This is a genomic window from Neorhizobium sp. 05N33 (genome assembly GCF_056397445.1).
In genome coordinates this window covers 82,394-106,894 of record NZ_JBFTNK010000002.1, presented here as the reverse complement: position 1 = coordinate 106,894, position 24,501 = coordinate 82,394, and the positions used below count along the sequence as shown (strand labels likewise).

General features: G+C 62.4%; 26 protein-coding genes and 2 tRNA genes. 16 read left to right on the top strand and 12 right to left on the bottom strand.

The window, feature by feature from the left end:
* Window positions 1-35: 35 nt before the first annotated feature.
* Both AC1DLT_RS04770 and AC1DLT_RS04765 read right to left on the bottom strand, forming a co-directional pair.
* Window positions 36-1,577: a cation:proton antiporter gene (locus AC1DLT_RS04770; protein WP_038540177.1), complete on the bottom strand. Its 1,542-nt coding sequence runs from the start codon at window positions 1,575-1,577 to the stop codon at window positions 36-38.
* A 174-nt stretch (window positions 1,578-1,751) separates the two neighbouring features.
* A complete protein-coding gene (locus tag AC1DLT_RS04765) occupies window positions 1,752-2,267 on the bottom strand; it encodes a disulfide bond formation protein B (protein WP_151040933.1) in 516 nt (171 codons plus the stop codon).
* A gap of 289 nt (window positions 2,268-2,556) precedes the next feature.
* On the opposite strand from AC1DLT_RS04765, the gene AC1DLT_RS04760 reads away from it, so the two are divergent.
* A tRNA-Arg gene (locus tag AC1DLT_RS04760) sits at window positions 2,557-2,633 on the top strand.
* A 499-nt stretch (window positions 2,634-3,132) separates the two neighbouring features.
* On the top strand, window positions 3,133-3,843 hold the full coding sequence (locus tag AC1DLT_RS04755; protein WP_247137419.1) for a hypothetical protein: 711 nt from the start codon (window positions 3,133-3,135) through the stop codon (window positions 3,841-3,843).
* 109 nt (window positions 3,844-3,952) lie between these two features.
* On the opposite strand, the gene AC1DLT_RS04750 is transcribed toward AC1DLT_RS04755, so the two are convergent.
* A tRNA-Leu gene (locus AC1DLT_RS04750) sits at window positions 3,953-4,037 on the bottom strand.
* Window positions 4,038-4,321: 284 nt separating this feature from the next.
* On the opposite strand from AC1DLT_RS04750, the gene AC1DLT_RS04745 reads away from it, so the two are divergent.
* Window positions 4,322-5,956, top strand: coding sequence for an AMP-binding protein (locus AC1DLT_RS04745; RefSeq protein WP_247137418.1), 1,635 nt, complete (start codon window positions 4,322-4,324; stop codon window positions 5,954-5,956).
* Between the two features lie 14 nt (window positions 5,957-5,970).
* On the opposite strand, the gene AC1DLT_RS04740 is transcribed toward AC1DLT_RS04745, so the two are convergent.
* The 3 genes from AC1DLT_RS04740 to secA all read right to left on the bottom strand — a co-directional run bounded on the left by AC1DLT_RS04740 (window position 5,971) and on the right by secA (window position 11,554).
* Window positions 5,971-7,197, bottom strand: coding sequence for a GNAT family N-acetyltransferase (locus tag AC1DLT_RS04740; RefSeq protein WP_247137422.1), 1,227 nt, complete (start codon window positions 7,195-7,197; stop codon window positions 5,971-5,973).
* A gap of 53 nt (window positions 7,198-7,250) precedes the next feature.
* Window positions 7,251-8,672, bottom strand: coding sequence for a lipopolysaccharide biosynthesis protein (locus AC1DLT_RS04735; protein ID WP_309493814.1), 1,422 nt, complete (start codon window positions 8,670-8,672; stop codon window positions 7,251-7,253).
* A 170-nt stretch (window positions 8,673-8,842) separates the two neighbouring features.
* Window positions 8,843-11,554: a preprotein translocase subunit SecA gene (gene secA, locus AC1DLT_RS04730; RefSeq protein WP_038540192.1), complete on the bottom strand. Its 2,712-nt coding sequence runs from the start codon at window positions 11,552-11,554 to the stop codon at window positions 8,843-8,845.
* Window positions 11,555-11,809: 255 nt separating this feature from the next.
* On the opposite strand from secA, the gene AC1DLT_RS04725 reads away from it, so the two are divergent.
* The 6 genes from AC1DLT_RS04725 (at window position 11,810) to AC1DLT_RS04700 (ending at window position 15,831) form a co-directional block, all read left to right on the top strand.
* The gene (locus AC1DLT_RS04725) at window positions 11,810-12,679 is read left to right on the top strand and encodes a peptidylprolyl isomerase (RefSeq protein ID WP_051899649.1); all 870 of its coding nucleotides are present in this window, start codon (window positions 11,810-11,812) and stop codon (window positions 12,677-12,679) included.
* Between the two features lie 62 nt (window positions 12,680-12,741).
* Complete coding sequence (gene argJ / locus AC1DLT_RS04720) at window positions 12,742-13,983, top strand: bifunctional glutamate N-acetyltransferase/amino-acid acetyltransferase ArgJ (RefSeq protein WP_038540195.1); 1,242 nt, start codon at window positions 12,742-12,744, stop codon at window positions 13,981-13,983.
* A 6-nt stretch (window positions 13,984-13,989) separates the two neighbouring features.
* Window positions 13,990-14,772 carry a GNAT family N-acetyltransferase gene (locus AC1DLT_RS04715; protein ID WP_477486047.1) on the top strand — a complete coding sequence of 261 codons (783 nt, stop codon included), beginning with the start codon at window positions 13,990-13,992 and terminating at the stop codon, window positions 14,770-14,772.
* Window positions 14,769-15,182, top strand: a complete 414-nt coding sequence (mutT, locus tag AC1DLT_RS04710) for an 8-oxo-dGTP diphosphatase MutT (RefSeq protein ID WP_477483818.1) — start codon at window positions 14,769-14,771, stop codon at window positions 15,180-15,182. Before AC1DLT_RS04715 ends, mutT begins: the two co-directional genes overlap by 4 nt.
* Before the next feature lie 107 nt (window positions 15,183-15,289).
* A complete protein-coding gene (locus AC1DLT_RS04705; RefSeq protein ID WP_038540203.1) occupies window positions 15,290-15,610 on the top strand; it encodes a hypothetical protein in 321 nt (106 codons plus the stop codon).
* A 47-nt stretch (window positions 15,611-15,657) separates the two neighbouring features.
* The gene (locus tag AC1DLT_RS04700) at window positions 15,658-15,831 is read left to right on the top strand and encodes a Flp family type IVb pilin (RefSeq protein WP_255761287.1); all 174 of its coding nucleotides are present in this window, start codon (window positions 15,658-15,660) and stop codon (window positions 15,829-15,831) included.
* A gap of 19 nt (window positions 15,832-15,850) precedes the next feature.
* On the opposite strand, the gene AC1DLT_RS04695 is transcribed toward AC1DLT_RS04700, so the two are convergent.
* Window positions 15,851-16,726 carry a class I SAM-dependent methyltransferase gene (locus tag AC1DLT_RS04695; protein ID WP_477486046.1) on the bottom strand — a complete coding sequence of 292 codons (876 nt, stop codon included), beginning with the start codon at window positions 16,724-16,726 and terminating at the stop codon, window positions 15,851-15,853.
* Between the two features lie 58 nt (window positions 16,727-16,784).
* On the opposite strand from AC1DLT_RS04695, the gene AC1DLT_RS04690 reads away from it, so the two are divergent.
* The 5 genes from AC1DLT_RS04690 to AC1DLT_RS04670 are packed head-to-tail and all read left to right on the top strand — an operon-like array spanning window position 16,785 to window position 19,749.
* Window positions 16,785-17,561 carry a ComF family protein gene (locus AC1DLT_RS04690; protein WP_038548765.1) on the top strand — a complete coding sequence of 259 codons (777 nt, stop codon included), beginning with the start codon at window positions 16,785-16,787 and terminating at the stop codon, window positions 17,559-17,561.
* Between the two features lie 59 nt (window positions 17,562-17,620).
* Entirely contained in the window at window positions 17,621-17,878 is a 258-nt protein-coding gene (grxC, locus tag AC1DLT_RS04685; protein WP_038548767.1) for a glutaredoxin 3, read from the top strand.
* 12 nt (window positions 17,879-17,890) lie between these two features.
* Window positions 17,891-18,745 carry a carbon-nitrogen hydrolase family protein gene (locus tag AC1DLT_RS04680; RefSeq protein ID WP_477486045.1) on the top strand — a complete coding sequence of 285 codons (855 nt, stop codon included), beginning with the start codon at window positions 17,891-17,893 and terminating at the stop codon, window positions 18,743-18,745.
* The gene (locus AC1DLT_RS04675; protein WP_038540215.1) at window positions 18,742-19,170 is read left to right on the top strand and encodes a DUF1178 family protein; all 429 of its coding nucleotides are present in this window, start codon (window positions 18,742-18,744) and stop codon (window positions 19,168-19,170) included. Before AC1DLT_RS04680 ends, AC1DLT_RS04675 begins: the two co-directional genes overlap by 4 nt.
* Complete coding sequence (locus AC1DLT_RS04670) at window positions 19,171-19,749, top strand: DUF3291 domain-containing protein (protein WP_477486044.1); 579 nt, start codon at window positions 19,171-19,173, stop codon at window positions 19,747-19,749. It abuts the gene before it with no gap.
* Between the two features lie 24 nt (window positions 19,750-19,773).
* Here AC1DLT_RS04670 and AC1DLT_RS04665 read toward each other — a convergent pair whose 3' ends face one another.
* From AC1DLT_RS04665 to ubiG, 3 genes are read right to left on the bottom strand one after another with little or no spacing between them, the layout of a single operon-like run.
* On the bottom strand, window positions 19,774-20,073 hold the full coding sequence (locus tag AC1DLT_RS04665) for a type II toxin-antitoxin system RelE/ParE family toxin (RefSeq protein WP_477486043.1): 300 nt from the start codon (window positions 20,071-20,073) through the stop codon (window positions 19,774-19,776).
* 9 nt (window positions 20,074-20,082) lie between these two features.
* Window positions 20,083-20,328, bottom strand: a complete 246-nt coding sequence (locus tag AC1DLT_RS04660; protein ID WP_105405215.1) for a hypothetical protein — start codon at window positions 20,326-20,328, stop codon at window positions 20,083-20,085.
* Window positions 20,329-20,378: 50 nt separating this feature from the next.
* The gene (gene ubiG, locus AC1DLT_RS04655) at window positions 20,379-21,125 is read right to left on the bottom strand and encodes a bifunctional 2-polyprenyl-6-hydroxyphenol methylase/3-demethylubiquinol 3-O-methyltransferase UbiG (protein ID WP_038540224.1); all 747 of its coding nucleotides are present in this window, start codon (window positions 21,123-21,125) and stop codon (window positions 20,379-20,381) included.
* 41 nt (window positions 21,126-21,166) lie between these two features.
* Here ubiG and AC1DLT_RS04650 point away from each other — a divergent pair, with 41 nt between their 5' ends.
* Both AC1DLT_RS04650 and AC1DLT_RS04645 read left to right on the top strand, forming a co-directional pair.
* Window positions 21,167-21,502: a hypothetical protein gene (locus tag AC1DLT_RS04650; RefSeq protein ID WP_477486042.1), complete on the top strand. Its 336-nt coding sequence runs from the start codon at window positions 21,167-21,169 to the stop codon at window positions 21,500-21,502.
* Window positions 21,503-22,054: 552 nt separating this feature from the next.
* Window positions 22,055-22,948 (top strand): alpha/beta hydrolase family protein, encoded by an 894-nt coding sequence (locus AC1DLT_RS04645; RefSeq protein WP_038548768.1) that lies wholly within the window; start codon window positions 22,055-22,057, stop codon window positions 22,946-22,948.
* Between the two features lie 15 nt (window positions 22,949-22,963).
* Here AC1DLT_RS04645 and AC1DLT_RS04640 read toward each other — a convergent pair whose 3' ends face one another.
* Complete coding sequence (locus AC1DLT_RS04640; protein WP_038540230.1) at window positions 22,964-23,308, bottom strand: hypothetical protein; 345 nt, start codon at window positions 23,306-23,308, stop codon at window positions 22,964-22,966.
* A 102-nt stretch (window positions 23,309-23,410) separates the two neighbouring features.
* Window positions 23,411-24,493, bottom strand: a complete 1,083-nt coding sequence (locus AC1DLT_RS04635; protein ID WP_477486041.1) for an ABC transporter ATP-binding protein — start codon at window positions 24,491-24,493, stop codon at window positions 23,411-23,413.
* Between the last annotated feature and the right edge of the window lie 8 nt (window positions 24,494-24,501).

The following is a 24,501-nucleotide window of genomic DNA, read 5'->3' as shown; positions in this document are numbered from 1 at the left end:
TCGATAAAAGGAGACGATATTGACTGGCGGGCGGATCAGCTCTCCTCGATTCGGCGCGCATCTTCCGGCAGGACCGAAAGCTCGCGCCAGTCGATCTCTTCGAGCAGCAGATTGTATTCGTCGACATTGACCTTGTGCACGGAGCGAAGCTTTTCCAGCTCTTCCCGCTGTGCGGCAATCGCCTTCAAGGCCAGCCGCCGGTAGGTCTCGAGAGAGTTGGCGTCCTCGATCCGGGAGGCGGCCAGCTGTTCGATGCGGAATTTCGAGCGCAGCAATTCGGCTTCCGTCTCGGTCGCACCGTCGAGCCTGGAAAGGCCGGCGAGCGCGATCTTGCCGCGGATGACGGCGAGTTCGCCATGCCCCTCGGCGCGTCGGTCGAGGCCGAGCCAGCGGATGATCGGGGTAAGCGTCAATCCCTGGACGACAAGGGTCGCAAGCACCACCGAAAAAGCGGTCAGCACCACGACGTCGCGCTGCGGAAAGTCCACCGGCAGGGCGAAGGCGGTCGCAAGCGTCACCAGACCGCGCATGCCGCACCAGCCGGCCAGCAGTGCCTGGGTCGTCGTCGCGGGTTCCGGCCTGCCGCGGCTGCGCTCATGCCAGGCGGTGAGCCGATTGTAGCCGACGCAGACCGCAAACCGCACGACGATGACGATCATGATCGTCAGCAGCGAAAAGCGGGCCGCATCCCAGAGGTGATCCGCCGGCATTCCGCCGACGATGTCGCGAACCTGCATGCCCATCAGCAGGAAGGCCATGACGTTGAGAACGAACACGACGGCGGTCCAGACCGCGTAGGATTGCACCCGCATGCGCGCCGAGGAGCGGGCTTCGCTGCTTCTCGCGAGCGTCATCGCGAAGGCGACGATGGCAAGCACCGCCGACAGGCCGAGCCGTTCGGCGAGGATCCACAGAAGGAAGGTCTGGACGAACTGCAGGAGGATGCCGCCGAGCGTACCGGCGACGAACCGCATGAGATGCCGGACCACCCAGGCGGCCAGGACCCCGAGCAGCAGGCCGCCGGGCACCGCGACGGCAAGATGCAGCGCCACGCCCGCATCGAGGCTGCCGGCAGATTGCACGGAGAGCGCCGCGTCGAAGATCAGCAGCGCAGCCGCATCGTTGAACAGGCTTTCGCCGCGAAGGACGGTATCGGTGGTGCGCGGGATCGACATCGACGACAGCACCGCCGTCGCGGCCGCGGCATCGGGCGGGGCGACGATCGCGCCGAGCACCAGCGCCGCTGCGATCGGCAATCCGGCCACCGTCCATCCGACGAAGGCGACGGCAACCGCGGTGACGCATACGCCGCCGATCGCAAACACCAGCAGCGGCAGCCAGAACCGGCGGGCAATTCCGATCGGAAAATCGAACGCCGCATCGAGCAGCGCCGGCGCGATGAACAGCGCGAGCGCCGTTTCCGGGTCGAGCGAGATATACGGCGTGCCCGGCACCAGGGCGACCGCAGCGCCCGCCAGCGCCAGCATCGACGGATAGGGCACGGAAAGCCGGCGCGAAATCTGCAGAAGCACGATCGCGACAAGCAGCAGGACGAGCAGGCTCTCGAAGAAGTTCATGCCACAATCTTAGAGGCCGTCGAAGCCTTTGTCAGCGGCAGGTTCTCGCAATTTGTTCCAGACACCCGCGCGACAATGGCCCTGTGTTCGGGCCGATCGAGCGATCGGCGCATAACCCGGAAACGGAAAGGGGCCCGGTTCAGTCGGGCCCCGGATCTTTCCGCATCAGGTGGTTCAGGCCGCCTTTTTGGCGCCGACGAATGCGATGGCCGCCAGGATGACGCTGGCAATCACGTTCCAGCCGGCAAACGACAGGCCGAGCACCCGAAGGGCTGCCTGCGTGCACGAGGGGCCGTGAACCGTGTTCAGGTCCGACAGCAGGCTGCCGGCATTGGTGGTGACGCCGGCCCCGCCGCCGCAGCTTGCCGGACCTTCCCAGAAGGCCCATTCGACGCCCGAGTGATAAACACCCATGCCGGCGCCGACCAGCATCATCACGCCGATGACGACCAGCAGCGCGCGGGTGACCCAGGCGGGCAGGCCGATCATCGAGACGACGATCGCCAGAATGCCGACCGGAATGCCGTAATAATAGGGATTGCGCTGCAGAAGGCAGAGCGCGCAAGGGATATAGCCGCCGATATACTGGAAAGCCAGCGCCCCGCCGACCGTCGCCGCCATGCCGAGCGTCAGGACGATGGCGTAGCCTATGCCGACGCGGGACCGGGGTGTGGAAGCTGTCAGCGCCATGCGCCTCTCCTAAAATGGTTTCGACCGGCAGGGGTGCCATGGCCTCACTTAGAGCAGATGCGGCGGCGCGGTAAGACAAATTATCTTGAATTGAAGACCGGGCTTTCCGGGGACAAGGCAACGGCCAGTGCCGGGACCATGGGATAAAGCCCGCAGGAAGCCGCGGGTGCCACAAATAGAACGCCGCCACCAGATGATTTGCATCCGCCGCAAATTGGCGATTGATGCCGGCAACATCCTGAGTTAAGAACCACCATCGGACGGAGACGAGTCATCGTCTTTCAGGTTAGCACCCGTAGCTCAGCTGGATAGAGTGTTGGATTCCGATTCCAAAGGTCACAGGTTCGAATCCTGTCGGGTGCGCCATATCACTTTTTCTGCAAGAATCTGATATTGCAGCGCAATTATCAGAAGTTGGCTATCAGTACGACCCGCAAAACTTAATTTTGCAGCCGTTTTTGCTACGAATTCTGCATCTGTGGCCGACTTGCTTGACTACGCAAAGCGAGTCTATCGTCCCTCGTGACAATCATTCTGCGAAATTGCGATCCGATCGATGGTCCGAGCATCGATCGGGTTCCCCTGCAAGCGGGCCGAAACCCTCGACGCGACGATCTGCGCGCTCGCTGCTCGATCTCTAATCAGCATGGACCTTAATCGCCGCGAGGCCGAGCTTTCGATCGCCGCCGCGCCGAAGCCGAAACAGACGGTTTTCAGGTCTGTTTTTTGAACCGGTAGGTCGGAAACGTAGTTTTTGTGGAAATCTGCAATGCCAGGGCCAAGTAGGCTAAGCAAGGATTGATATTGGAACAATGACACCCGAGATATTGTCCAACCGTCATAGCCAAAAGGGGTCCGGCCTGTAATGGATGATAGCATCTACGATAATATGCCAGATGACCCAGGCCGCGCGTTTCTTTACTTTGAGGAGCATTTCAGAGCGGAATTAGAGGAATCCTTGAGGTACGATAAGGAAAACTCCTATTACCACCGAAATAAATTTATGAGCGATGTCCGCAACATCGCGGATATTTTCGATTTTCCTGAAATTGCTCACTTTCGAGATGAGGACAGGGAAGAGAACAGCGAATATTATTTCAGTCAGTTTGAATTGGCTTTGCGTAACGTAATGCACCGCGTCAAGATTCAGGGTGCGCAAGGTAGAAAGCAATTTAGCGTCCATTTGACGACGGCAGAGCGCGAAAAAATCCGCCATTATGTCGAGCAGATAAAAGGTGTTGTCGAGAGATCCGATGCGGCGACTGAAAAGCGAGAAGCTATCTTTAAGAAGCTCAACGCGCTCCTACTGGAAATCGACAGGGATCGAACTCGCTTTGAAGTCATCACGGACGGAATAAGGGCCGTGGCACGTCTCAGTGGCGACGTTGAACGTGAAGGTGCGGAACCTTGGTGGAAATGGGTAAAGCTTATTTTCGGTGTTGTTGATGACGCGAAAGAGCGTGAACCTACCGCAAGTTTACCCGCTCCAACTGAGCGGAAGCGGATCGACGGTCCACGCAAACAGCTTCCCAAACCTCGCGAAGATCGCAATATGGACGACGATATTCCATTTTAATGAGATTGTTGCTACTGATTTTGCCACAGTTGAGAGGTGCGGAACTAGTCAAGTGCGCACGCAATCACTGCGCCAGAAAACCGCAACATATCAAAGCTTCCAGGAGATGTGGTGCCCCGTGCCGGAATCGAACCAGCACTCCTTTCGGAACCTGATTTTGAGTCAGGCGCGTCTACCAATTCCGCCAACGGGGCACTTGGGTAGCGGTATGCGCTCTATCACGGGGCTGCACCGGCATGCAAGGGTGAAGTGAGGTTGCAATCCCGCATGCCTGGCAGCTGCGAAATTGTCCCGGATCAAGGCAGATCGATGTCGTTTTTCCCGATCCTCGGCGGCAGATCGCCGTCTTTAGCGCCTCCCGGAACATGCGTGCCGCCTGGGCTTCCGGAGGCAGCCATATCAGGTCCCTTCCTGTGTCCCCCTTGTATTTTAAGCATCCCGGATGTTAGCTGGTGCAGCAAAAATAGAAGCGCTGCCCATGAAACTGCCTGCCCGAACGTCCTATGAAGACCTTTTTCGCGATTTCGCCTGGGAGATCCCGCAGCGATTCAACATGGGGGAGGCGGTCAGCGATGCCTGGGCGGAGAAATTTCAAGATCGCATCTGTCTCCAGCATTTCAGCCCGGATGGTGCTCATCGGGCTCTGACCTATGGCGAACTGTCCGGGCGATCCGCCTCGCTTGCGAACGCCTTTGTCGCGCTCGGCCTCAAGCCCGGCGACCGCGTTGCACTTCTTCTGCCGCAAAGTTTCGAGACGGTGATCGCGCATGTGGCGATCAACAAGATGGGCGGCATCGCCCTGCCGCTGGCGCTTCTGTTCGGGGCCGAGGCGCTCGAATACCGGCTGAAGGCATCGGGTGCTGCGGCGATCGTCACCAATCCCTTCGGCCTGTCGCGGCTGGCAGCCTTAAGCGAAAAGCTGCCGGAGCTGCGGCACGTGATCGTCACCGGGGAGCTGCCGCCCGGCGACGGCCTGCTGGCGCTCGACGCATTGATCGCCGCCCATTCTCCCGTGTTCGAGGTCGTCGACAGCGGACCGGACGATCCGGCGCTGATGATCTTCACCTCCGGCACGACCGGCCCGCCGAAGGCGGCGCTGCACGGCCATCGGGTGCTGGCCGGCCATATTCCGGGTTTCCAGCTGGCGCACGAATTCGCACCCCAACAGGGGGACCGGATCTGGACGCCGTCGGACTGGGCCTGGGCAGGCGGCCTGCTCAACGTGCTGATGCCGGCGCTGATGCTCGGCATTCCGGTCGTCTCCTCGCCGGCCCAGAAATTCGACGCGGACATGGCTTTTCGCATCATGAGCGAGATGGATGTGCGCAACGCCTTCATTCCGCCGACGGCGTTGCGGCTCCTGAAATCCGTCGAAAACCCGCTCGAAAAATACGATCTCAAGCTGCGGACGATCGCCTCGGCCGGCGAGGCGCTCGGCCGCGAGACCTATGACTGGGCGAAGGCGGCGCTGGGGCTGACGGTCAACGAGTTCTACGGCCAGACCGAATGCAATTTCGTGCTGTCCTCGGCCGCCAATCTCGGTGTGTCGCGCGGCGGAGCGATCGGGCGGGCGGTGCCCGGCCATCACGTGGCGGTGGTCGACGGCAGGGGCATCGAGCTGCCGGCCGGCAAGATGGGGCAGATCGCCATCCGCAGACCCGATCCGGTGATGTTCCTCGGCTACTGGAACGACGACGCGGCGACGGAAGCGAAATTCGTCGGCGACTGGCTGATCACCGGTGATCTCGGCCGGAAGGACCGCGACGGCTATGTGGAATTCGTTGGGCGGGATGACGACGTCATCACCTCGTCCGGTTATCGCATCGGGCCGAGCGAGATCGAGGATTGCCTGACTGGTCATCCGGCGGTGCGGCTGGCGGCCGTGGTCGGCAAGCCGGACCCGATCCGCACCGAGATCGTCAAGGCCTATATCGCGCTGGCCCCCGGCTATCGCCCGACCGACGAACTGGCTCTGGAGATCCGTGACTGGGTGAAGACGCGGCTGTCGATGCATGAATATCCGCGCGAGGTCGCCTTCGTCGACGATATCCCGCTGACGACCAGCGGCAAGGTGATCCGCCGGCTGCTGCGCGACAAGGCGGCGGCCGAGTGATCGCTACGGGTTGATTATTCCGAACGGCCGGCGAGCGACATGATCTTCTCGCGCAGCATGCGGGCCATGTTGCGGGTGTTGCGGTAGAGGTGGAGCTGGGCTGCCACCTGGCGCACGTCGCGGTCGCCGTTCTGGCGCAGGCCGATCACCAGTGTGCCCATTTCCTCGCGCTCTTCCCAGAAACGGCTCATGATCGGATGGTCCGGAACCGCGCAACTGTCGGTGCGCATGATGTTGGCGTCGTCGAGATGCCATTCGGTCAGCTTCACCATCAAGAGCTTGCCGGGCGAGAACTGGGAAAAACTCTCGTCGTAGGCGGTTTTCCACGTATAGGCCTCGCCGGCCATGATGAAGACGATGAGCGAGGCGATGGCGCGGCCGTCGAAATCGATGGTGTGGATGCGGACGGCGTCGATTTCCGCCAGGTTGGTGATCGCTTCGCGGGCGAAGGCGGCGCGGTAGCGGTCGTTGATCAGGGCCGAGCGTTTGCGGCCCTTCCAGCCCTTGGCTTCGAGCGCCAGGAATTCCTCCATCCGCAACCGGATCTCTTCCGGCTGGCGGGCGACCGAATAGCTGAGCGAGCCCTTGTTGCCGAGATTGCGCCAGAGACGGCGCATTTCGCGGTAGTGGTGCGACGAGATCGAGTGCTTGAGATAGGCCTCGCCGTCGAGCAGGCTTTCGAGCATCGGTCGGAGATGAGGATCGGTAACGGCAACCGGCAGGTTGCGGCCGATCGCGACCGCCTTGGCGAGCTGCGCGAACGGGCCGCCGAGCCTGACGTCCGGCATGACCAGCACGGAGGGGAGGCGGGCTTCGCGCATGCTGAGCGCGTCGAAAAGATTGTCGATCGTCTCGGCTGAATCTTCCGCGTCGACGAGCGGCGTGCCGATCGGCCCGAAGGGGTTGGCCCAGGCGCGGATGATCGAGGCGCCGACGGAAAAGCCGGGCTTCTCGACAGTAAACGGCATCAGCAGCCGCATGCGGCTGCGTGCACCGATCTCGTCGCGGATCAGCGCCAGGCGCACCTGCTTGTCCTCGACCCGCGGCATGGCGGGGGCGAGCAGCCGGGCCGAAAAGAAGATGTTCGGCTCGAGCGCGCGGTTGGAGAGGAATTCGAGTTCTTCCTGCAGGTCGTAACCGAAGGCGGCGGGATAGAGGCAGAGTTCGCGGCCGGGCCGGCCGACCTGGAGATGGGTATCGGCATCCGGCCGCTCGGCGCGGAACGCCTGGACCATGCTCATCCGGCCGCCGCCATTGCCCTCGAATTCGCTGCTGAATGGAGGTTGCGCCATGATCAGGAAGCCTTTGAAGGAGCAGAGGGCGTCGGATCGGCAAAGGCGAAGAGCACGATGCCGAGCGTGCGCCGGACGGCGATATGCAACAGGATCGCCTCGATCATCATCGCCGACGCCGTGGCCATGGCCGCACCCGTCAGGCCGAAGCGGGGGATCAGCGCGATATTGAGGCCGATGCTCGCCAAGAGCGTCACGCTATAGAGCAGGACGCAGAGTTTCTGGCGGCCGGCCATGCTGAGCAGGACCTCGCCGGGCCCGACCATCGATTTGGCGAGGATGCCGCAAAACAGGATTGCCATCAGCCAGTAACCGGCCGTGAACGCGCTGCCGAACAGCGACAGAAGCAGTTCGCCGGATGCGAGCGCCACGAGCCCGACGGCCAGCGACGGCCAGAAACTCCAGCGCGCGGTCTGGCCGGCAAAGGCAGCCAGCGCCGTCATGTCCTCCTCCGCCATGATCGCGGAAAAGCGGGGGCCGGCGGCAGCCTTGATCGAGAAGTAGACGAATTGCACCAGCACGATCGTTTTTGCCGCGGCATAATAGATGCCGACCTGGTCCGGCGGCAGGTAAAGGCCGACAACGACGACGTCCGCATTGGTCAGCAGGAAGCCGATGCCGTCGACCAGGAAGAGCGGCAGCGAATATCGGAACCAGGCGCCCATCTCGAACCGTATCGGACCGGTGCCATAGAGCCGGCGCAGGCGCAGCGTCAGGCGCAGAAGCTGCGAGAGCGTGGTGACATAGGTTGCCGCAAGGGCTGCCTGCATGGCGGTGACGGCCGTGTGGTCAGCGCCCAACCAGAGCGCGGCCAGCATGAACACGAGGATCAGGGTCGGGCGGATCAGGTAGGTGGGCGAGAGCGCCGTCACCGTCCAGCCGTTTGAACGTGCGGTGCCGTCGAGCACGTCGCCGAGCGCGATCATCGGGATGGTGAAGAAGGCGAGCGACACCGGCACGAGGTAATAGGGTTCGACCGTGTGGCCGTAGACATGCAGGAACAGGAAACCGAGGCCGGCTACCGTGCTTGCCGAGATGAGCGCCACGAGGCGGACGGCGAGATTGAGCCCGCGCACCGTCGCCACCTCGTCGCGTGCCCTGTGCTGGTGCAGGAAACGGATGACGGATGTGTGGAACCCGAGGCAGGAGAGATTGCCGGCGAGCACGACCAGAACCCAGACGAAGGCGAAGATCCCGTATTCGAACTCGCCCATCAGCCGGGCGAGCACGATTTGCGACACAAAGGCGATGGCGGCGCTTGCGACGCGGATCACGAAAGCGATGAGCGCGCGGCGCTGGGCGCGGGCCGTCTCGTCGTCATCGGTCAGGATCGATTGGAGCTTGCGCGTCAGCGGTGCCAGCCGGGTCCTCAGACCAGGCGGAAGCAATCTTTCCGCTGTTTCGATAACCGCCATGATGGGCACGCAATACTCGTAACGACGACGGGAACAATGGGCAAAAGTGTTGCCACAGCAGGGTTAAGAAAGGGTTCGCCCAGGCGTTAAAGGATTGACGGTCGCGCGGGTCCCGCGGCGGAAACGACAACGCCGCCCGGCAGGGGCGGCGTTAAAGGGATAAGATTTTAGCAGAAGCTTCAGGCCTGTTCGAAGGCACCGTGGCAATGCTTGTATTTCTTGCCGGATCCGCAGGGGCAGGCCTCGTTGCGGCCGATCTTGCCCCAGGTGGAGGGATCTTCCGGACGGCGGTCTGCCGGTGCGGCGATGAAGTTCTCGCTGTCGAAGCCGGTGACCTGGTTGAGGCCGGTCGTCGGATCGACATGTTGTTCGTCATAGATCGCCGGCGGCTGTGGCGGCTCGGGGTTCTGCACCAGCTCGACGCGCATCAGCTGGGCGGTGACCGCCTCGCGCAGGTTGGCAAGCAGCGCCTGGAACAGCTCGAAGGCTTCCGCCTTGTATTCCTGCAGCGGATCACGCTGGGCGTAGCCGCGGAAGCCGATGACCGAGCGCAGGTGGTCGAGATTGACGATATGCTCGCGCCACAGGTGGTCGAGCGTCTGGAGCAGCACGGAGCGCTCCACATAGGTCATAATATCGGCGCCGAAGCGCTCCTTGCGCTCGGCCGCGGCCTTGTCGGCAGCCTCGGTGATCCGTTCGCGGATGTCGGTCTCGCCGATGCCGTCTTCCTTGACCCAGTCTTCGATCGGCAGGTCGAGGTTCAGCATCCGGCCGACGTCTTCGCGAAGGCCCGCGGCATTCCACTGTTCGGCATAGGCGCGTTCGGGAATGTGCTTGGCGACCAGAACCTCGATCACCTCGCTGCGCATGTCCTCGACGGTCTCGGATACGTCTTCCGAATCCATCATCTCGATGCGCTGTTCGAAGATCACCTTGCGCTGGTCGTTGGTGACGTCGTCGTATTTCAGAAGGTTCTTGCGGATGTCGAAGTTGCGGGCTTCGACCTTCTTCTGGGCGCGTTCGAGCGCCTTGTTGATCCACGGATGGACGATCGCCTCGCCTTCCTTGAGGCCGAGCTTCTGCAGCATGCTGTCCATCCGGTCGGAACCGAAGATGCGCATCAGGTCGTCCTGGAGGGACAGGTAGAATTTCGAACGGCCCGGGTCGCCCTGACGGCCGGAGCGGCCGCGCAGCTGGTTGTCGATGCGGCGGCTTTCGTGGCGCTCGGTGGCGATCACGTAGAGGCCGCCGGCGGCAAGCGCCTTCTCCTTGAGCTGTTTGACCTCTTCGCGGCTTGCCGCTTCCAGCGCATCGCGCTCCGGACCCGGCTCCATGCCTTCGAGTTCGCGTTCGAGGCGCATGTCGATATTGCCGCCGAGCTGGATGTCGGTACCGCGGCCGGCCATGTTGGTGGCGATCGTGACGGCGCCCGGCACACCGGCCTGCGACACGATATAGGCTTCCTGCTCGTGGTAACGGGCGTTCAGGACCTGGAAATTGTTGAAGCCCGACTGGCGCAGCATGGTCGCCAGCAGTTCGGATTTTTCGATCGAGGTGGTGCCGACCAGGACCGGCTGGCCGCGTTCATGGGCCTGTTTGATCTCTTCGATGATCGCCTTGAACTTTTCGTCGAAGGTCCGGTAGACCTCGTCGTCCTCGTCGATACGCTGGATCGGCAGGTTGGTCGGCACTTCGACTACTTCGAGCTTGTAGATGTTGCCGAACTCTTCCGCTTCCGTCTGCGCCGTACCGGTCATGCCGGCGAGCTTTCCGTACATGCGGAAATAGTTCTGGAAGGTGATCGAGGAGAGCGTCTGGTTCTCCGGCTGAATCTGCACCTTTTCCTTGGCTTCGAGCGCCTGGTGCTGGCCTTCCGAATAACGGCGGCCGGGCATCATGCGGCCCGTGAATTCGTCGATGATGACGATCTCGTCGTTGCGGACGATATAGTCCTTGTCGCGGGTGAAGAGCTTGTGGGCCTTCAGCGCGTTGTTGATGTGGTGGACGATTGCGACGTTCTCGACGTCGTAGAGGGATTCGCCCTTCAGCAGGCCCGCCTGACGCAGCAGGTTCTCGAGCTTTTCGGTGCCGACCTCGGAGAAGTTGGCGGAGCGCTGCTTTTCGTCGATCTCGTAGTCATCAGGCGTCAGTGCGGGGATGAAGGCGTCGATCGTGTTGTAGAGTTCCGAACGGTCGTCGAGCGGGCCGGAGATGATCAGCGGCGTGCGCGCCTCGTCGACCAGGATCGAGTCCACTTCGTCGACGATCGCGTAATTGTGGCCGCGCTGGACCATCTGGCTACGCTCGTACTTCATGTTATCGCGCAGATAATCGAAGCCCAGTTCGTTATTGGTGGCGTAGGTGATGTCGCAGGCATAATTGGCGTGGCGCTCTTCGTCGCTGAGGCCATGGACGATGACGCCCGTGGTCAAGCCCAGGAAGCCGTAGAGCTTGCCCATCGTATGGGCGTCACGCTGGGCGAGGTAGTCGTTGACGGTGACCACATGGACGCCCTTGCCGGCAAGCGCGTTCAGGTAGACTGCCAGCGTCGCCACCAGCGTCTTGCCTTCGCCGGTCTTCATCTCGGCAATCGCGCCGTCGTGAAGGATCATGCCACCGGTCAGCTGCACGTCGAACGGGCGCATGCCGAGCACCCGGCGGGAAGCCTCGCGCACGACCGCAAAGGCCGGAACCAGGATGTCGTCGAGCGTCTTGCCCTCGGAGAGCAGTTTCCTGAACTCGACCGTCTGGGCCGCAAGCTGTTCGTCGGAGAGAGCCTTGGTCTTCTCCTCGATAGCATTGATGGCGTCGACAGTCGGCTGGTAGCCGCGCACGCGACGATCGTTTGCCGAACCGAACAATTTGCGGGCGATGCCGCCAAGGCTGACCATACGAATGGTCCTTTCTGAAATCTGTCCCATGGGGGCGCGGGACCGGTCGAACCATCGGTTTCTGATACCGATAAAATGACCTGTCACGCCCGGAAACTCTGCTGGACGCGAAGTTGCGTGACAGATAAGAGGGGGGTCGAATGATGTCAACGGTGGCGGCCGATACAGAATGGCCACAATCCGGTGTTTGTGAAGGTTTTCTGGCCGGAATCAGACGTTCTGAAACCGGTATCCTTAATCGAAAGGTCTTTATCGATGTTGCGCCACAAGTTTCTCATGACGGCCGCGCTGGCCGCCGCGATCCTCTGCCAGGCTCCCGCCTTTGCGGCGGAGGATCCGGTCGTTGCCAAGGTCGGCGACCTCGAAATTCACCAGTCGGAACTGGAGATTGCGGTCCAGAACCTGGATCCGCAGCTCGCCCAGCTTCCGGACGAACAGAAGAAGGTCGCAGCCCTTTCCGGCGCCATCGACGTCAAGCTGCTCGCCAAGGGCGCTCTCGCCGAAGGCATCAAGGACACCCCGGACTTCAAGAAGCGGATGGATTATATCGCCGACCGCGAGCTGCATAACGCCTATTTCCGCAAGCATGTGATCGACGCCACCACCCCGGCGGAGGTCAAGGCCCGTTACGACAAGGAAATCGCTTCCCTGCCGAAGCAGGAAGAGGTGCATGCCCGCCACATCCTCGTAAAGACAGAGGACGAGGCCAAGGCGATCATCGCCGATCTCGACAAGGGCAAGGATTTCGCCGCGATCGCCAAGGAAAAGTCGCAGGATTCCAACAAGGATGAGGGCGGCGATCTCGGCTGGTTCGGCCGCGGCCGCATGGTTCCGGAATTCGAGGAAGTCGCTTTCGCGCTGAAGAAGGGCGAATATTCCAAGACGCCGGTCAAGTCGCAGTTCGGCTATCACGTCATCAAGCTGGAAGACACGCGCGATGCTCCGGCACCGGCTTTCGACCAGGTCGAGGACCAGGTCAAGCAGCTGGTGATGCGCGACAAGTATGTGGCTCTGATCACCAAGGCCAAGAGCGAGCAGAAGATCGACATCAAGGATGCGGCCCTCAAGAAGGGATATGAAGACGTCAGCAAGATGCAGGACGGCGACGTCCCGGTCCAGCAGTAATCATTTGACGACGGGCCCGGATCTTCCGGGCCCTTTTCCTATTTGAGCCAGGTAATTATCCGATGTCCGATTCCGTTTCGCCGCTCGCTCCGAAATCCTATCCCGACATGCCGGCGATCCGCGGCGTGCGGATGGCGACTGCCGCCGCCGGGATCAAGTACAAGAACCGCACCGACGTGCTGCTGATGGTGTTCGACAAGCCCGCGACCGTCGCCGGCGTCTTCACCCGCTCCAAGTGCCCCTCGGCACCGGTCGATTTCTGCCGCGCCAATCTGTCGCACGGGGTGGCGCGCGCCGTGGTCGTCAATTCCGGCAATGCCAACGCCTTTACCGGCGTCAGGGGCAAGGCTGCGACTGAACTCACCGCCAAGTCGGCCTCCGAGGCGGTCGGCTGCGGCAAGAACGAGGTCTATCTCGCTTCGACCGGCGTGATCGGCGAACCGCTCGACGCAACGAAATTCGCAGGCGTGCTCGGCGACATGAACAGCGGCGCCACCGGCGACTTCTGGCTCGAAGCTGCCAAGGCGATCATGACCACCGACACCTATCCGAAGGTCGCGACCCGCACCGCCGAGATCGGCGGCGTCAAGGTGACGATCAACGGCATCTCCAAGGGCGCCGGCATGATCGCCCCCGACATGGCGACCATGCTGTCCTTCGTGGCGACCGATGCCGACATCGCGTCGCCGGCGCTGCAGAGCCTGCTGTCCGCCGGCGTCGGCCCGAGCTTCAACTCGGTCACAGTCGACAGCGATACCTCGACCTCCGACACGCTGATGCTGTTTGCCACCGGTGCCGCCGCCGAAGATGGCCAGGTCCGTGTCGAGACCGCCGACGATCCGCGTCTCGCAAGCTTCCGCGCCGCGCTCAATGATCTGCTCAAGGATCTGGCCCTGCAGGTCGTCCGCGACGGCGAAGGTGCGCGCAAGATGGTCGAGATCACCGTCACCGGCGCCGAAAGCGATGCCGCGGCAAAGGTGATCGCGCTGTCGATCGCCAACTCGCCGCTGGTCAAGACCGCGATCGCCGGCGAAGACGCCAATTGGGGCCGTATCGTCATGGCCGTCGGCAAGTCGGGCGAAATGGCCGACCGCGACCGGCTGGCGATCTGGTTCGGCGACGTGCGCGTCGCCGTCGACGGCGAGCGCGATCCGGCCTATTCCGAAGCAGCGACCACCGCCGTCATGAAGGAACAGGACATTCCGGTGAAGGTCGATATCGGTCTCGGCAGCGGCCGTGCGACCGTCTGGACCTGCGACCTCACCAAGGAATATGTTGCCATCAACGGCGACTACCGGAGCTGACAGGAATTGAACGAAGCATCATCTCCTCAGAACGATCTGCCATTGGTCCGGCGGCTCGAAGCCGTCGGCTTTCGAGCCTGGCCGGCGGCGTCCGTCATTTATGACGGCAGCTGGCAGGTGCGGCTGACCGGCGGTCATCCTTCCAAGCGCTTGAACTGCATCGTGCCGCTCGACCCGTCCGATCACCGCGACATGGCGATGCGGCTCGAGAAGGCGCGCAAGCGGTTCGAGGACTATGGCCGGCAGCTGGTCGTCAGGGAGACGCCGCTTGCTCCACCGAAACTCATCGACCACCTCAATGCCGCCGGCTGGCGGGCGTTCGAGACCGTCGACGTCCTGACCGTCAACCTCACCGAACTGGAACTGCCGGACACGCTCGATCACCTGCCGAGCCACGATATCGGCCGGTTCTGCGACGCGAGCCTGGCGATCGATAACGAAGATCCGGCGCTGAAGCCGGCGCTTGCCGAGATCCTGAGTTCGATCAAGCCGACTTCCGGCTTCTTCATCAAGGAGAACCCGCAGGAAGGCGCCGCGGCCGTGGCGCTCTGCGTCCAGGACAACGACCTGGCCGGCATCATCTCTTTTGCCGTCGCCAAGGTGCATCGGCGTGAGGGGCTCGGCACCGAAATCCTCTCCTCGGCGCTGCGCTGGGCCCGCATCAGCGGTGCACGGTCGGCCTGGCTGCAGGTGGTCTCGACCAACGAACCGGCGCTGGCGCTCTATCGCAAGTTCGGCTTCCGCAAGGCCTACGAATACCGCTATTGGCGGCAGGAAAGCCGGGCATGAGCGACACCCCCCGCAAGATCCTGCTCGTCGCCGCCTGCGCGCTGATCGATACGGACGGCCGCATCCTTCTGGCGCAGCGGCCGGAAGGCAAGTCGCTGGCCGGCCTCTGGGAGTTTCCGGGCGGCAAGGTCGAGCCGGGTGAAACACCGGAGGAGACGCTGGTGCGCGAGCTCGAGGAAGAGCTCGGCATCCAGACCAAGATCCCCTGCCTTGCGCCGCTCACCTTCGCCAGCCACACCTACGAGACCTTCCACCTGCTGATGCCGCTCTACATCTGCCGTCGCTTCGAAGGCATTCCGACGGGGCGGGAAGGGCAGGCGATCAAATGGGTGCGGCCGAACGCGCTGCGGGACTACCCGATGCCGCCGGCTGACGAGCCGTTGATCCCGATCCTGCAGGATCTCCTCTGATCGATAAAATTAGAGCCGCCGAATTCATACGGCGTTAAGGGATCGTTTAGCCGATTGTGGCACCTTCAAGGCTTATCCGGTAACGCGTTGATGAGGCTTTAGAAGGCATGGACGAGGAATTCTGGAAAACTGTGCGGGTCCGTCAGCGGACGACGCATGGCTCCGGCAAAACCGGCGCGCTGAATATCGCACTCCTGTTCGGGACGGCCGCGATCGCTCTTTCGCTGATCGTGACGCCGATGCTCGCCAGCCGCAATGACGAGCGCCGTCTGGCGCATGTCCAGGAAGATTTCGACCTGATCAGCACGGGCTCCATCAAGCCCGGCGAAAAGGGCGCAAGACATTATACGATCCGGCGCAGCGTATTGCAGGAAACGCCCGGTTCGGTCTGCATCGTACAGGGTTATGGCGTCGGCAGCGACTGCTGACGCCGGGACTTTGAGGCCGGACTCCCATTTGATCCAAAGGTCAGTTCATGCGCCTTTTCAGGTTCCTTCTGAATAATAACAGCGGCGCGACGGCCGTGGAATACGGCCTCATCATCGGGATCATCTCGCTGTCGATGATCGCCGGGTTCACGACCTTTACCGACGCATTGACGAATACGTTCAAAACCATCTCTAACAGCATTGACGACCCTGTTCCCTGAATTTGGGTCGGGGGGCCGTTCAGCGCGGGTCGCGACTGTTGAGGGCGTCGGCAAGCCGCATCTTGGCGGAGCCCGGCTTCAACGGTTTTTGCTGGCTTTCGTGCGGTGCCCAGCCGGATGCGTAGATGATCGAGAATGTCGCGCGGATGCGGCCGTCCGGATCGGAATAGCGCTCGGCATAAAGTTCTGCAGCTCTCACGAAGAAACGCCTCGTCACCGGCACGCGACTGCGTCCCGCGAGCGGATTGGTCATGCCCATGGCCCGCAGATCCCGCATCAGCGGGAACAGCGAGTCGTAGCGTACCGTGTAGGTTTCGGCATCGACGACCGGCAGCGAGAAACCGGCCCGCTGCAGCAGAGCACCGACATCGCGCACATCGGCAAACGGAATGACGCGCGGGCTTGCCCCGCCGGTCAGTTCGGCCTCGGCGGACAGAAGGACGTCCCGCATTTCCTGCAGCGTGCCTGAGCCTGGGATCGCGGCCAGGAAAAGCCCGTCCGGCTTCAGTGCCCGGCGAATGCGGATCAGCGTGCCGGGCGTATCATTGACCAGATGCAGCGACAGTGGCGACAGGACCAGGTTGACGGAATCCGGTTCGAGCGGCACGTCCTCCAATGGAGCGGCCGTGAAGGCATCTCCGGGCTTTGCAAAGGTCTCGTCGGTTTCGATCCGGCGGATGGTGCCAATCTTGCCGGTGGCAAGCGCTTCGCGGGCGGCGATGCCGGTTCCGCCATGGAGTTCGACCGCCGTCTCGAAGCGGCGCTCGACGACCGCCAACCGGTCTGCAAGCTCGCGGCCGGCGATATCCAGAAGAAAGGCGGCGTTGTTGTCCTGAGTGGTTATCGCCCGTCTGCGGCGGGCACTCACCAGCTGTTCGTCGAAGAGAATTTCCATGGTCGTCCACTCGTATTCTGCCGTCGCAAAGGCGCGTTCCATCCGCTATTGTCAAGTCATGTCCGCCGAGCCGAACGTCAATGCCCTGCGACTTTTAACATCGTTCGCCGCGGGGTGGACGAGATGGATCGGCGATTTCGTTTATCCGCCGATCTGTCCCGGCTGCGGGGTGCGGACCGGCGCGCATCAGGGCTTCTGCCCCTCCTGCTGGCGGGAAATCCGTTTCATCGAACGGCCCTATTGCGAAAAGCTCGGCCTGCCGTTCTCCTATGATCCGGGGCCAGGCATTCTGTCGGCGCAGGCGATTGCGGAACCACCCGTCTTCGACCGTTTGCGCTCGGCGGCAATCTTCGAGGGCGCCGCCCGCGACCTCGTCCATTCGCTGAAATACCGCGACCGCACCGACCTTGCGGGGATGATGGCCGGCTGGATGCTGCGCGCCTCCGATGGTTACGTGGAAAACTGTGACGCCATCCTGCCGGTGCCGCTGCATCGGTCGCGGTTCGCCTCGCGCAAGTTCAACCAGGCGGCGGAGCTCGCCCGGCATCTGTCGCAGAAATCCGGCCGGCCGTTCCTGCCGTCTACCCTCATTCGCGTCAAACGCACCAACCGGCAGGTCGGGCTTACGGCAAGGGCCCGCGAGGACAATGTGCGGGCGGCCTTTGCGGTCGCGCCGCGCCATGAGGACCGCGTCTTCGGCAAGCGGCTGGTGCTGGTCGACGACGTCTACACCACTGGCGCGACGGTTTCTTCGGCCACACGTGCCTTGCGGAAAGCCGGCGCTGCGGAGGTCACTGTTTTGACCTTTGCAATGGCTGTCGGCGGGCCTATATGACAGAAGAAAACACTATTGCGCGCGGCCTTTTCCCCGCCTGGTCGCGCCCGGAGACGATCATGGCAGAGGTCACTATCTATACCCGCGAATATTGCGGTTACTGCGCGCGCGCAAAAGCTTTGCTGGATACAAAGGGCGTCGCCTATACCGAGCATGACGCCACCTATTCGCAGGAACTGCGCCAGGAAATGATTGGCAAGGCGAACGGCCGCTCGACCTTCCCGCAGATCTTCATCGACGGCACACATGTCGGCGGCTGCGACGATCTGCACGCACTCGACCGGGCCGGCAAGCTGGACCCGATTCTGGCGAACTGAGAGGTTTCTTCCATGGCTTTCAAAGCTGCCGCCATCCAGATGTGCTCCGGCGTCGATCCGGAAAAGAACGCCGCCGACATGGCGCGGCTGGTGCGTGAAGCGGCGGCGCACGGGGCGACCTATATCCAGACCCCGGAGATGACCGGTTTCCTGCAGCGGGACCGCAAGGCCATGCGCGCGGTGCTGCGCGACGAGGCGGGCGATATCATTGTTTCGACCGCCGGCAGCTTGGCGAGCGAACTCGGCATTCACCTGCATATCGGCTCGACGGCGATCGCCGTCGACGGCGGCAAGATCGCCAACCGCGCCTTCCTGTTTGCGCCGAGTGGCCGCCAGATCTGCACCTATGACAAGATCCATATGTTCGATGTCGATCTGGACAATGGCGAGAGCTGGCGCGAAAGCTCGGCCTATGAGCCGGGAAGCGAAGCGCGGGTCGCCGGCCTGCCGTTCGCCAAGCTCGGTTTCGCGATCTGCTACGACGTGCGCTTCCCGCAGCTTTTCCGCACCGAAGCCTTGGCCGGCGCCGAGATCCTGACCGTGCCGGCCGCCTTCACCCGCCAGACCGGCGAGGCCCATTGGGAAATCCTGCTGCGTGCCCGGGCGATCGAGAACGGCGCCTTCGTGATCGCCGCCGCACAAGGTGGCGTGCATGAAGACGGCCGCGAGACATTTGGCCACTCGATGATCGTCGATCCCTGGGGCAAGGTGCTGGCGTCTGCCGGCGGCACCGGCGAAGGCGTCGTGCTCGCCGACATCGATATTGCCGCCGTTGCCGCGGCCCGGGGAAAGATCCCCAACCTCAAGAACGCCCGCGAGTTCTCGCTCGATGCGGTTCCCGACGCGGCGGGAGAGGTGGCCGCTTGATCAAGTATTCCCTCTCCTGCGACAATGCCCACGCGTTCGAAGGCTGGTTTTCGGAAAGCGCCGATTTCGACCGGCAGGTCGCGAGCGGCTTCCTGACTTGTCCGGTCTGCAATTCCGCCGCAATCTCCAAGACGCTGATGGCGCCCTCCGTTTCGACCGCCCGCAGGCAAGAAGAGAAGCAGGCGATGGTGATGGACCTGGCACGCCGCGAGGCGATCGCCAAGCTCAAGGAAGCGGTGGCGGCGATCAAGGCCAATGCCGAGGACGTCGGCGAGAAGTTTCCCGAGGAAGCCCGCAAGATCCACTACGGCGAGGCCGATGCCCGCGGCATCATCGGCCAGGCGAGCCTCGGCGAGGTGCGCGACCTCCTCGACGAGGGCATCGAGATCGCGCCTCTGCCGGTCATTCCCGAAGACGCGAACTGAATGAACGGGGCGGCGAAGCGGCTGGCGGTCTATAATTTCGGCCTGTTCGTCGCTCACTATGAAAGCCCCGAGGTCGCAGGGTTTCGTTTTCGCGAGCCGGCTAATTTCCAAGCCGCCGAACTGGCGGAAGGTTTTCTTGGCCGGTCCGGTTATACCGGCGAGCCAGGTCCCCGAAGCTGGGGGCAACAAGTCTTTCCGCGTTTCATCGAGGGCAGCGGCTTTGCGACCGCGCCTTCGACGCTGTCCCTGTGGGCCGATCTCGAGTCCCTGATGGCCTTCACCTATAACGGCGTGCATGCCGATGCACTGAAGCATGCACGCGACTGGAACGTCGAGCGGCGATGGCCGGCGCTGGTGCTCTGGTGGACCGAAGGCAGGCCGGACTGGGCCGAGGCGGTGGATCGGTTCGAGCATCTCCACGACCATGGGCCGAGCGTGAAAGGTTTCCATTTCAAAGAACCCTATGGACCGGATGGCGAAAGGATCGTCATCGACCGAGCCCGAGTACGCGAACTTTCCGCGCGCAATGCGGAAAAGCAGACGGATCTGCTTGCGCATGTGCTTTCGGCAAGAGTTTAGCCGAGTGGGAGAGGGCGGGGATGATCAATCGTCGGGAAAGAGGATGCTTTCGTAGTCCTGGGCGCCGTGGAAGATATGGAGGATTTCGACAGTCGTATCCGTAATCCTGTAGAGAATTACATAGTTGCCATAAGGGCGTCGCCGGATACCGCTTTCCGGATAGTCCGACAGAGCCGCAAAGGCGCTTGGTGAATTTCCAAGCTGGCGGCAGGCTTCCCTTAATTCCAGTACGAATGAGATCGCGCGCGGAGGATTATCTTTTCTGATAAATTTTGTGATTGAGGAAATGTCCGAAAGCGCTTCGTCCGTGATGACGACTTTCACGGGCTTTCCCTACTTTTCGAGGTCGCTCAAGATGCGGTCAAAGGCCTCCTCGAGCGGGGTGACGCGACCCGCATCGGCGTCAGCTATCGCCCGATCAAGAGACTCATGTAGCTTCTGTCTTTGGAGGTCGCGGAGATAGCGATCACGGAGCGCGTCCTCGATATATCGATCGCGTGACTTGGTTTCACCTCGTTCGATAGCATCTTGGATGTGGCTATCCAGGACTGCGTCAAGCTTTACGGTTACTTGCGGCATATGCAGCTCCTTCTACTCCGACATGGTACCACAGACGCCACGAATTTCCATCACGCCGGCCGCTTGGCCAGCATCATGTAGTTGACGTCCATGTCCGGCGACAGGTTCCAGCGGTCCTGCAGCGGGTTGAAGAAGACGCCGGTGCGGTGGATGATGTCCATGCCGGCTGAGGAGATCGGCCTTTCGAGTTCTTCCGGGCGGACCAGCTTTTCGTATTGATGGGTGCCGCGGGGCAGCCAGCGCAGGATGTTTTCGGCAGCGAAGATCGCCAGCGCGCCGGCCTTGAAGGTGCGGTTGATGGTAGCGACGAACATCAGGCCGCCGGGGCGGACCATGTTGGCGCAGGTCGTCATGAAGAAATTGACGTCCGCGACATGCTCGACCACTTCCATGTTCAGCACGACGTCGAATGTCTCGCCGGCTTCGGCGAGTTGTTCGGCGGTGACGGCGCGGTAGTCGACCGAGGTGCCGGTCTCGGCGGCATGGGTAGAGGCGATGCCGATATTCTTTTCCGACGGGTCGGCGCCGACCACGGTTGCGCCCATGCGGGCGATCGGCTCGGAGAGCAGGCCGCCGCCGCAGCCGATATCGAGGATGCGCAGGCCGGAAAGCGGAAGGTGGCTCTTGCCGTCGCGGCCGAAGTTTTCACAGATGCGGTCGCGGAGATAGGCGAGCCGCACGGGGTTGAACTTGTGGAGGGGCTTGAACTTGCCGGTCGGGTCCCACCACTCGGCGGCCATCGCGGAAAACCGGTCGACTTCGCTCTGGTCGATCGTCGTGCGGGCGGCTTCGGTCATGGCTCTACTCCTTGTTTCGCTGTTGAAGTCGGATGCAGCGGATGAGAAGTCAAGAGATGTTTCTTGGCGCGCCGCCTTGCCGCAACCAAGATGCAGGCGCGGAGCACGTCGAGATCTGGTTCATCGATCGCTATCTGCTGAAGCTTCTGCAAGGTCTGTTTGAAGAGTTCATAATGTTGCGGTTCGCGATTGGCGATGCAAAGCGGAAGGTCGGCGCAGGCCTTGCCGCTCAGGCCGATTTCCTGCTGGGCACGGACTTTCCAGATCTGATGCGCCGATGGCAGCATCGGGCCGCTGCAGACACGCCGGCGGCCGCAGGCCCGCAAATGGCAGAAGCCGTTGCCCAGAAAGCCGATCGACGCCGTGGCGCGACATAATTCCTCGTGCTGTTCGGCGCGAAGCTTTTCGTAATCGCTAAGATCTGGCTTATCCATGTTCTTCCTTGCCCAATCTCAAGGCGTACTCATCCCTTGGTGCTTTTGCGTTTCATCCTCGGGTTAAACCCGAGGATCGGCCGGGACACGTCGTGTGCCTCGAATTGAAATTTTAATAATGACACGCGACGTGTCCCGTTCGGTGTATTTTTCCGCACAACTCCGGTCCCTCTGCGGCGGTATGGACCTCCTTGCGGAGCCATACCGGATTGTGTGCGACACACGCACGCCCCGCCAGAAGGCGAGAGGAGGACCATTTTCTGCGCAGCCCCTGGCAACCCGCCTGCATGACGGCGGATCACCAAGGCACCGGTCCCATCTCGCCGGTTATGCGGGCCGGTGTAGCCGAAACGGGACGGGCAGATTGTAGGCATGAGACCATAAGGCGGGGATGCGAGGGGATGAGATTTCGTCTATGCCTTTGAAGATCTGGCAGGCACAGATCGCGGTTATCCTCTCTGGAGGGGAGGGGTGGCGCACCGGGAGGAGGGCAAGATGGCGATCACGGTTGAGCGATTGAAGGAACTGCTTGCCTTCGAAGAGGTCTCCCTGACGCTGGCGGACAGTTCCGCGGAAAACCGCGACGGCTATATTCTCGAAAGGTTGCGGTTTCGGTTGAACGACGGCACCGAGGTGCGTGGCTTCCTGACCCGGCCGAGCGAAGGCTTCCTCACCCGCGGCCCGGCGATCCTCTATGCCCATGCACACGGCGCTCGCTGGGATATCGGCGCATCGGAACTGGTCGACGGCCGGCCGGCTCTACTCGACGCCCCGGGGCCGGTTCTGGCGCGCGAAGGTTATGTGGCGCTTTGCATCGACATGCCGACGTTTGGCGAGCGGGCCGGGGTGACGGAGGATGCCGCGACCAAGGCGGCGCTCTGGCACGGCAAAACATTGTTCGGACAGATGCTGTCCGAACAAGCGGCGGCGCTGACCTGGCTCGTCGGCCGCCCGGAGGTCGATCCGCAAAGGATCGGCATCTCGGGGCTGTCGATGGGGGCGACGCTCGCCTATTTCCTGGCGGCGATCGATCCGAGGGTGAAGGCGACGGCGCATCTGTGTTGTTATGCGGATTTCGCGACGCTGGTCAAAATCGGCGCCCATGATCTGCACGGTCATTACCTGACCGTGCCGGGGCTGCTCAACGAGACCTCTATCGGCGAAATTGCCGGGCTGGTGGCGCCGCGGCCGCAGCTGATCTGCGTCGGCTGGGACGATCCGCTGACACCGCCTGACGCGGTGGAACGCGCCTTTGCCGAGACGGAGGCCGCCTATTTGAGAGCGCAGGCGCTCGGGGCGCTGGTGTTTCTGCCGCAAGCGGGCGTCGGTCACCGCGAGACGGCGGAGATGCGGCGGGCAACGTTGGCCTTTTTCAGCGGCTATCTCTAGAGGGAGACGCGCAGGTCAAAAGCGGTCGTAGAGGCTGCGTCTTGCTCGATCTACCTTGATCGCTCGCATCTGCCGGTCGAGCGTATTGTACGCTGCCTGCATGATGTCGAGATCCTTCATGGCGCCGATCGCGGCAATCTCCTTCATCAGCTCGCCAATTGCGGTATCGATGGCGGGGGCAGGCCTGGCGGCAGCAGTGGCCGCGGCAGTTGCAAGCCCTTCGGCAGAACCGCCAAGAACGTAAAAAAGTTCTATCGCGGCCACGAGACAGGCCTGGCTGCGTTGCTCCCGGTCGAAGCTGAAATTTTCACCCGCGCTTGCCGTTACCAGTGCGACAGCTCTGTTCTGATACTCGCCCATGATCTTTCCCAATGATGACGCTTTGCCCCAGGGGCATATTAGCGCTCAACTTCTTATCATCGGGTTATCAGCTTATCCTAATGAACCGCCGCAAGGCGCGGTTCACGTCCCCTTCACCCTCAACCCATTCCTGTCGAACAGGTGCAGCGGGGCGCCGGCGACGGAGAAATAAGCTTCGTCGCCCGGCGAAATCGGCTTCTGGCCGGAAACCACCGCGAGCAGCTTTTCGCCGTTCAGATCCGCATGGATGACCGTCTCGGAGCCGAGCGCCTCGACGAGACGCACCTTGACCGTGAGACTGCCGGGATCGCCGGCAAGCGTGATGTGCTGCGGGCGGATGCCGATCGTCAGCTTGTCGCCGACGGAAAGCGAATGGCCCGAGAACGGCACGAGAAGGCGGTGGCCGCCGGATGTCGTAAGCGTTGCGGTGCCGGTCTGCAGCTCGGTGACTTCGCCGGCCAGGAAATTCATGTGCGGCGCGCCGATGAAACCGGCGACGAAGCGGTTGGCGGGCGTGTTGTAGAGGTCGAGCGGCGTGCCGACCTGTTCGATCTTGCCGGCGCGCATGACGACGATGCGGTGGGCAAGCGTCATCGCCTCCACCTGGTCGTGGGTGACGTAGATCATCGTCGAACCGAGGCGGGCATGCAGGGCCGCGAGTTCGGCGCGCGTCGAGACGCGCAACTCGGCGTCGAGGTTCGACAGGGGCTCGTCGAGCAGGAACGCGGTCGGGCGGCGCACGATGGCGCGGCCGATCGCGACGCGCTGGCGCTGGCCGCCGGAAAGCTGGCCGGGCCGGCGTTCCAGATAGGGCTCGATCTCTAGCATGCGGGCGGCTTCGGTGATGCGCTCGGCGACCTCCGCCTTCGGCATGTTGGAGTTTTCGAGGCCGAAGGCGAGGTTCTGGCGCACGCTCATATGCGGATAGAGCGCATAGGATTGGAAGACCATGGCAAGGCCGCGGTCGGCGGCGGACACTTCGTTGACGCGCTTGCCGTCGATCTCGATCTCGCCGCCGGTGACCTTTTCAAGGCCGGCGATGGTACGCAGCAAGGTCGATTTTCCGCAGCCGGATGGGCCGACGAAAACGATGAACTCGCCGTCCTTGATGTCGAGGTCGATGTCCTTCAGGACGTCGACCGCGCCGAAGGATTTCTTGATTTTGGTGAGTGTGATCTCGCCCATCGGGGATC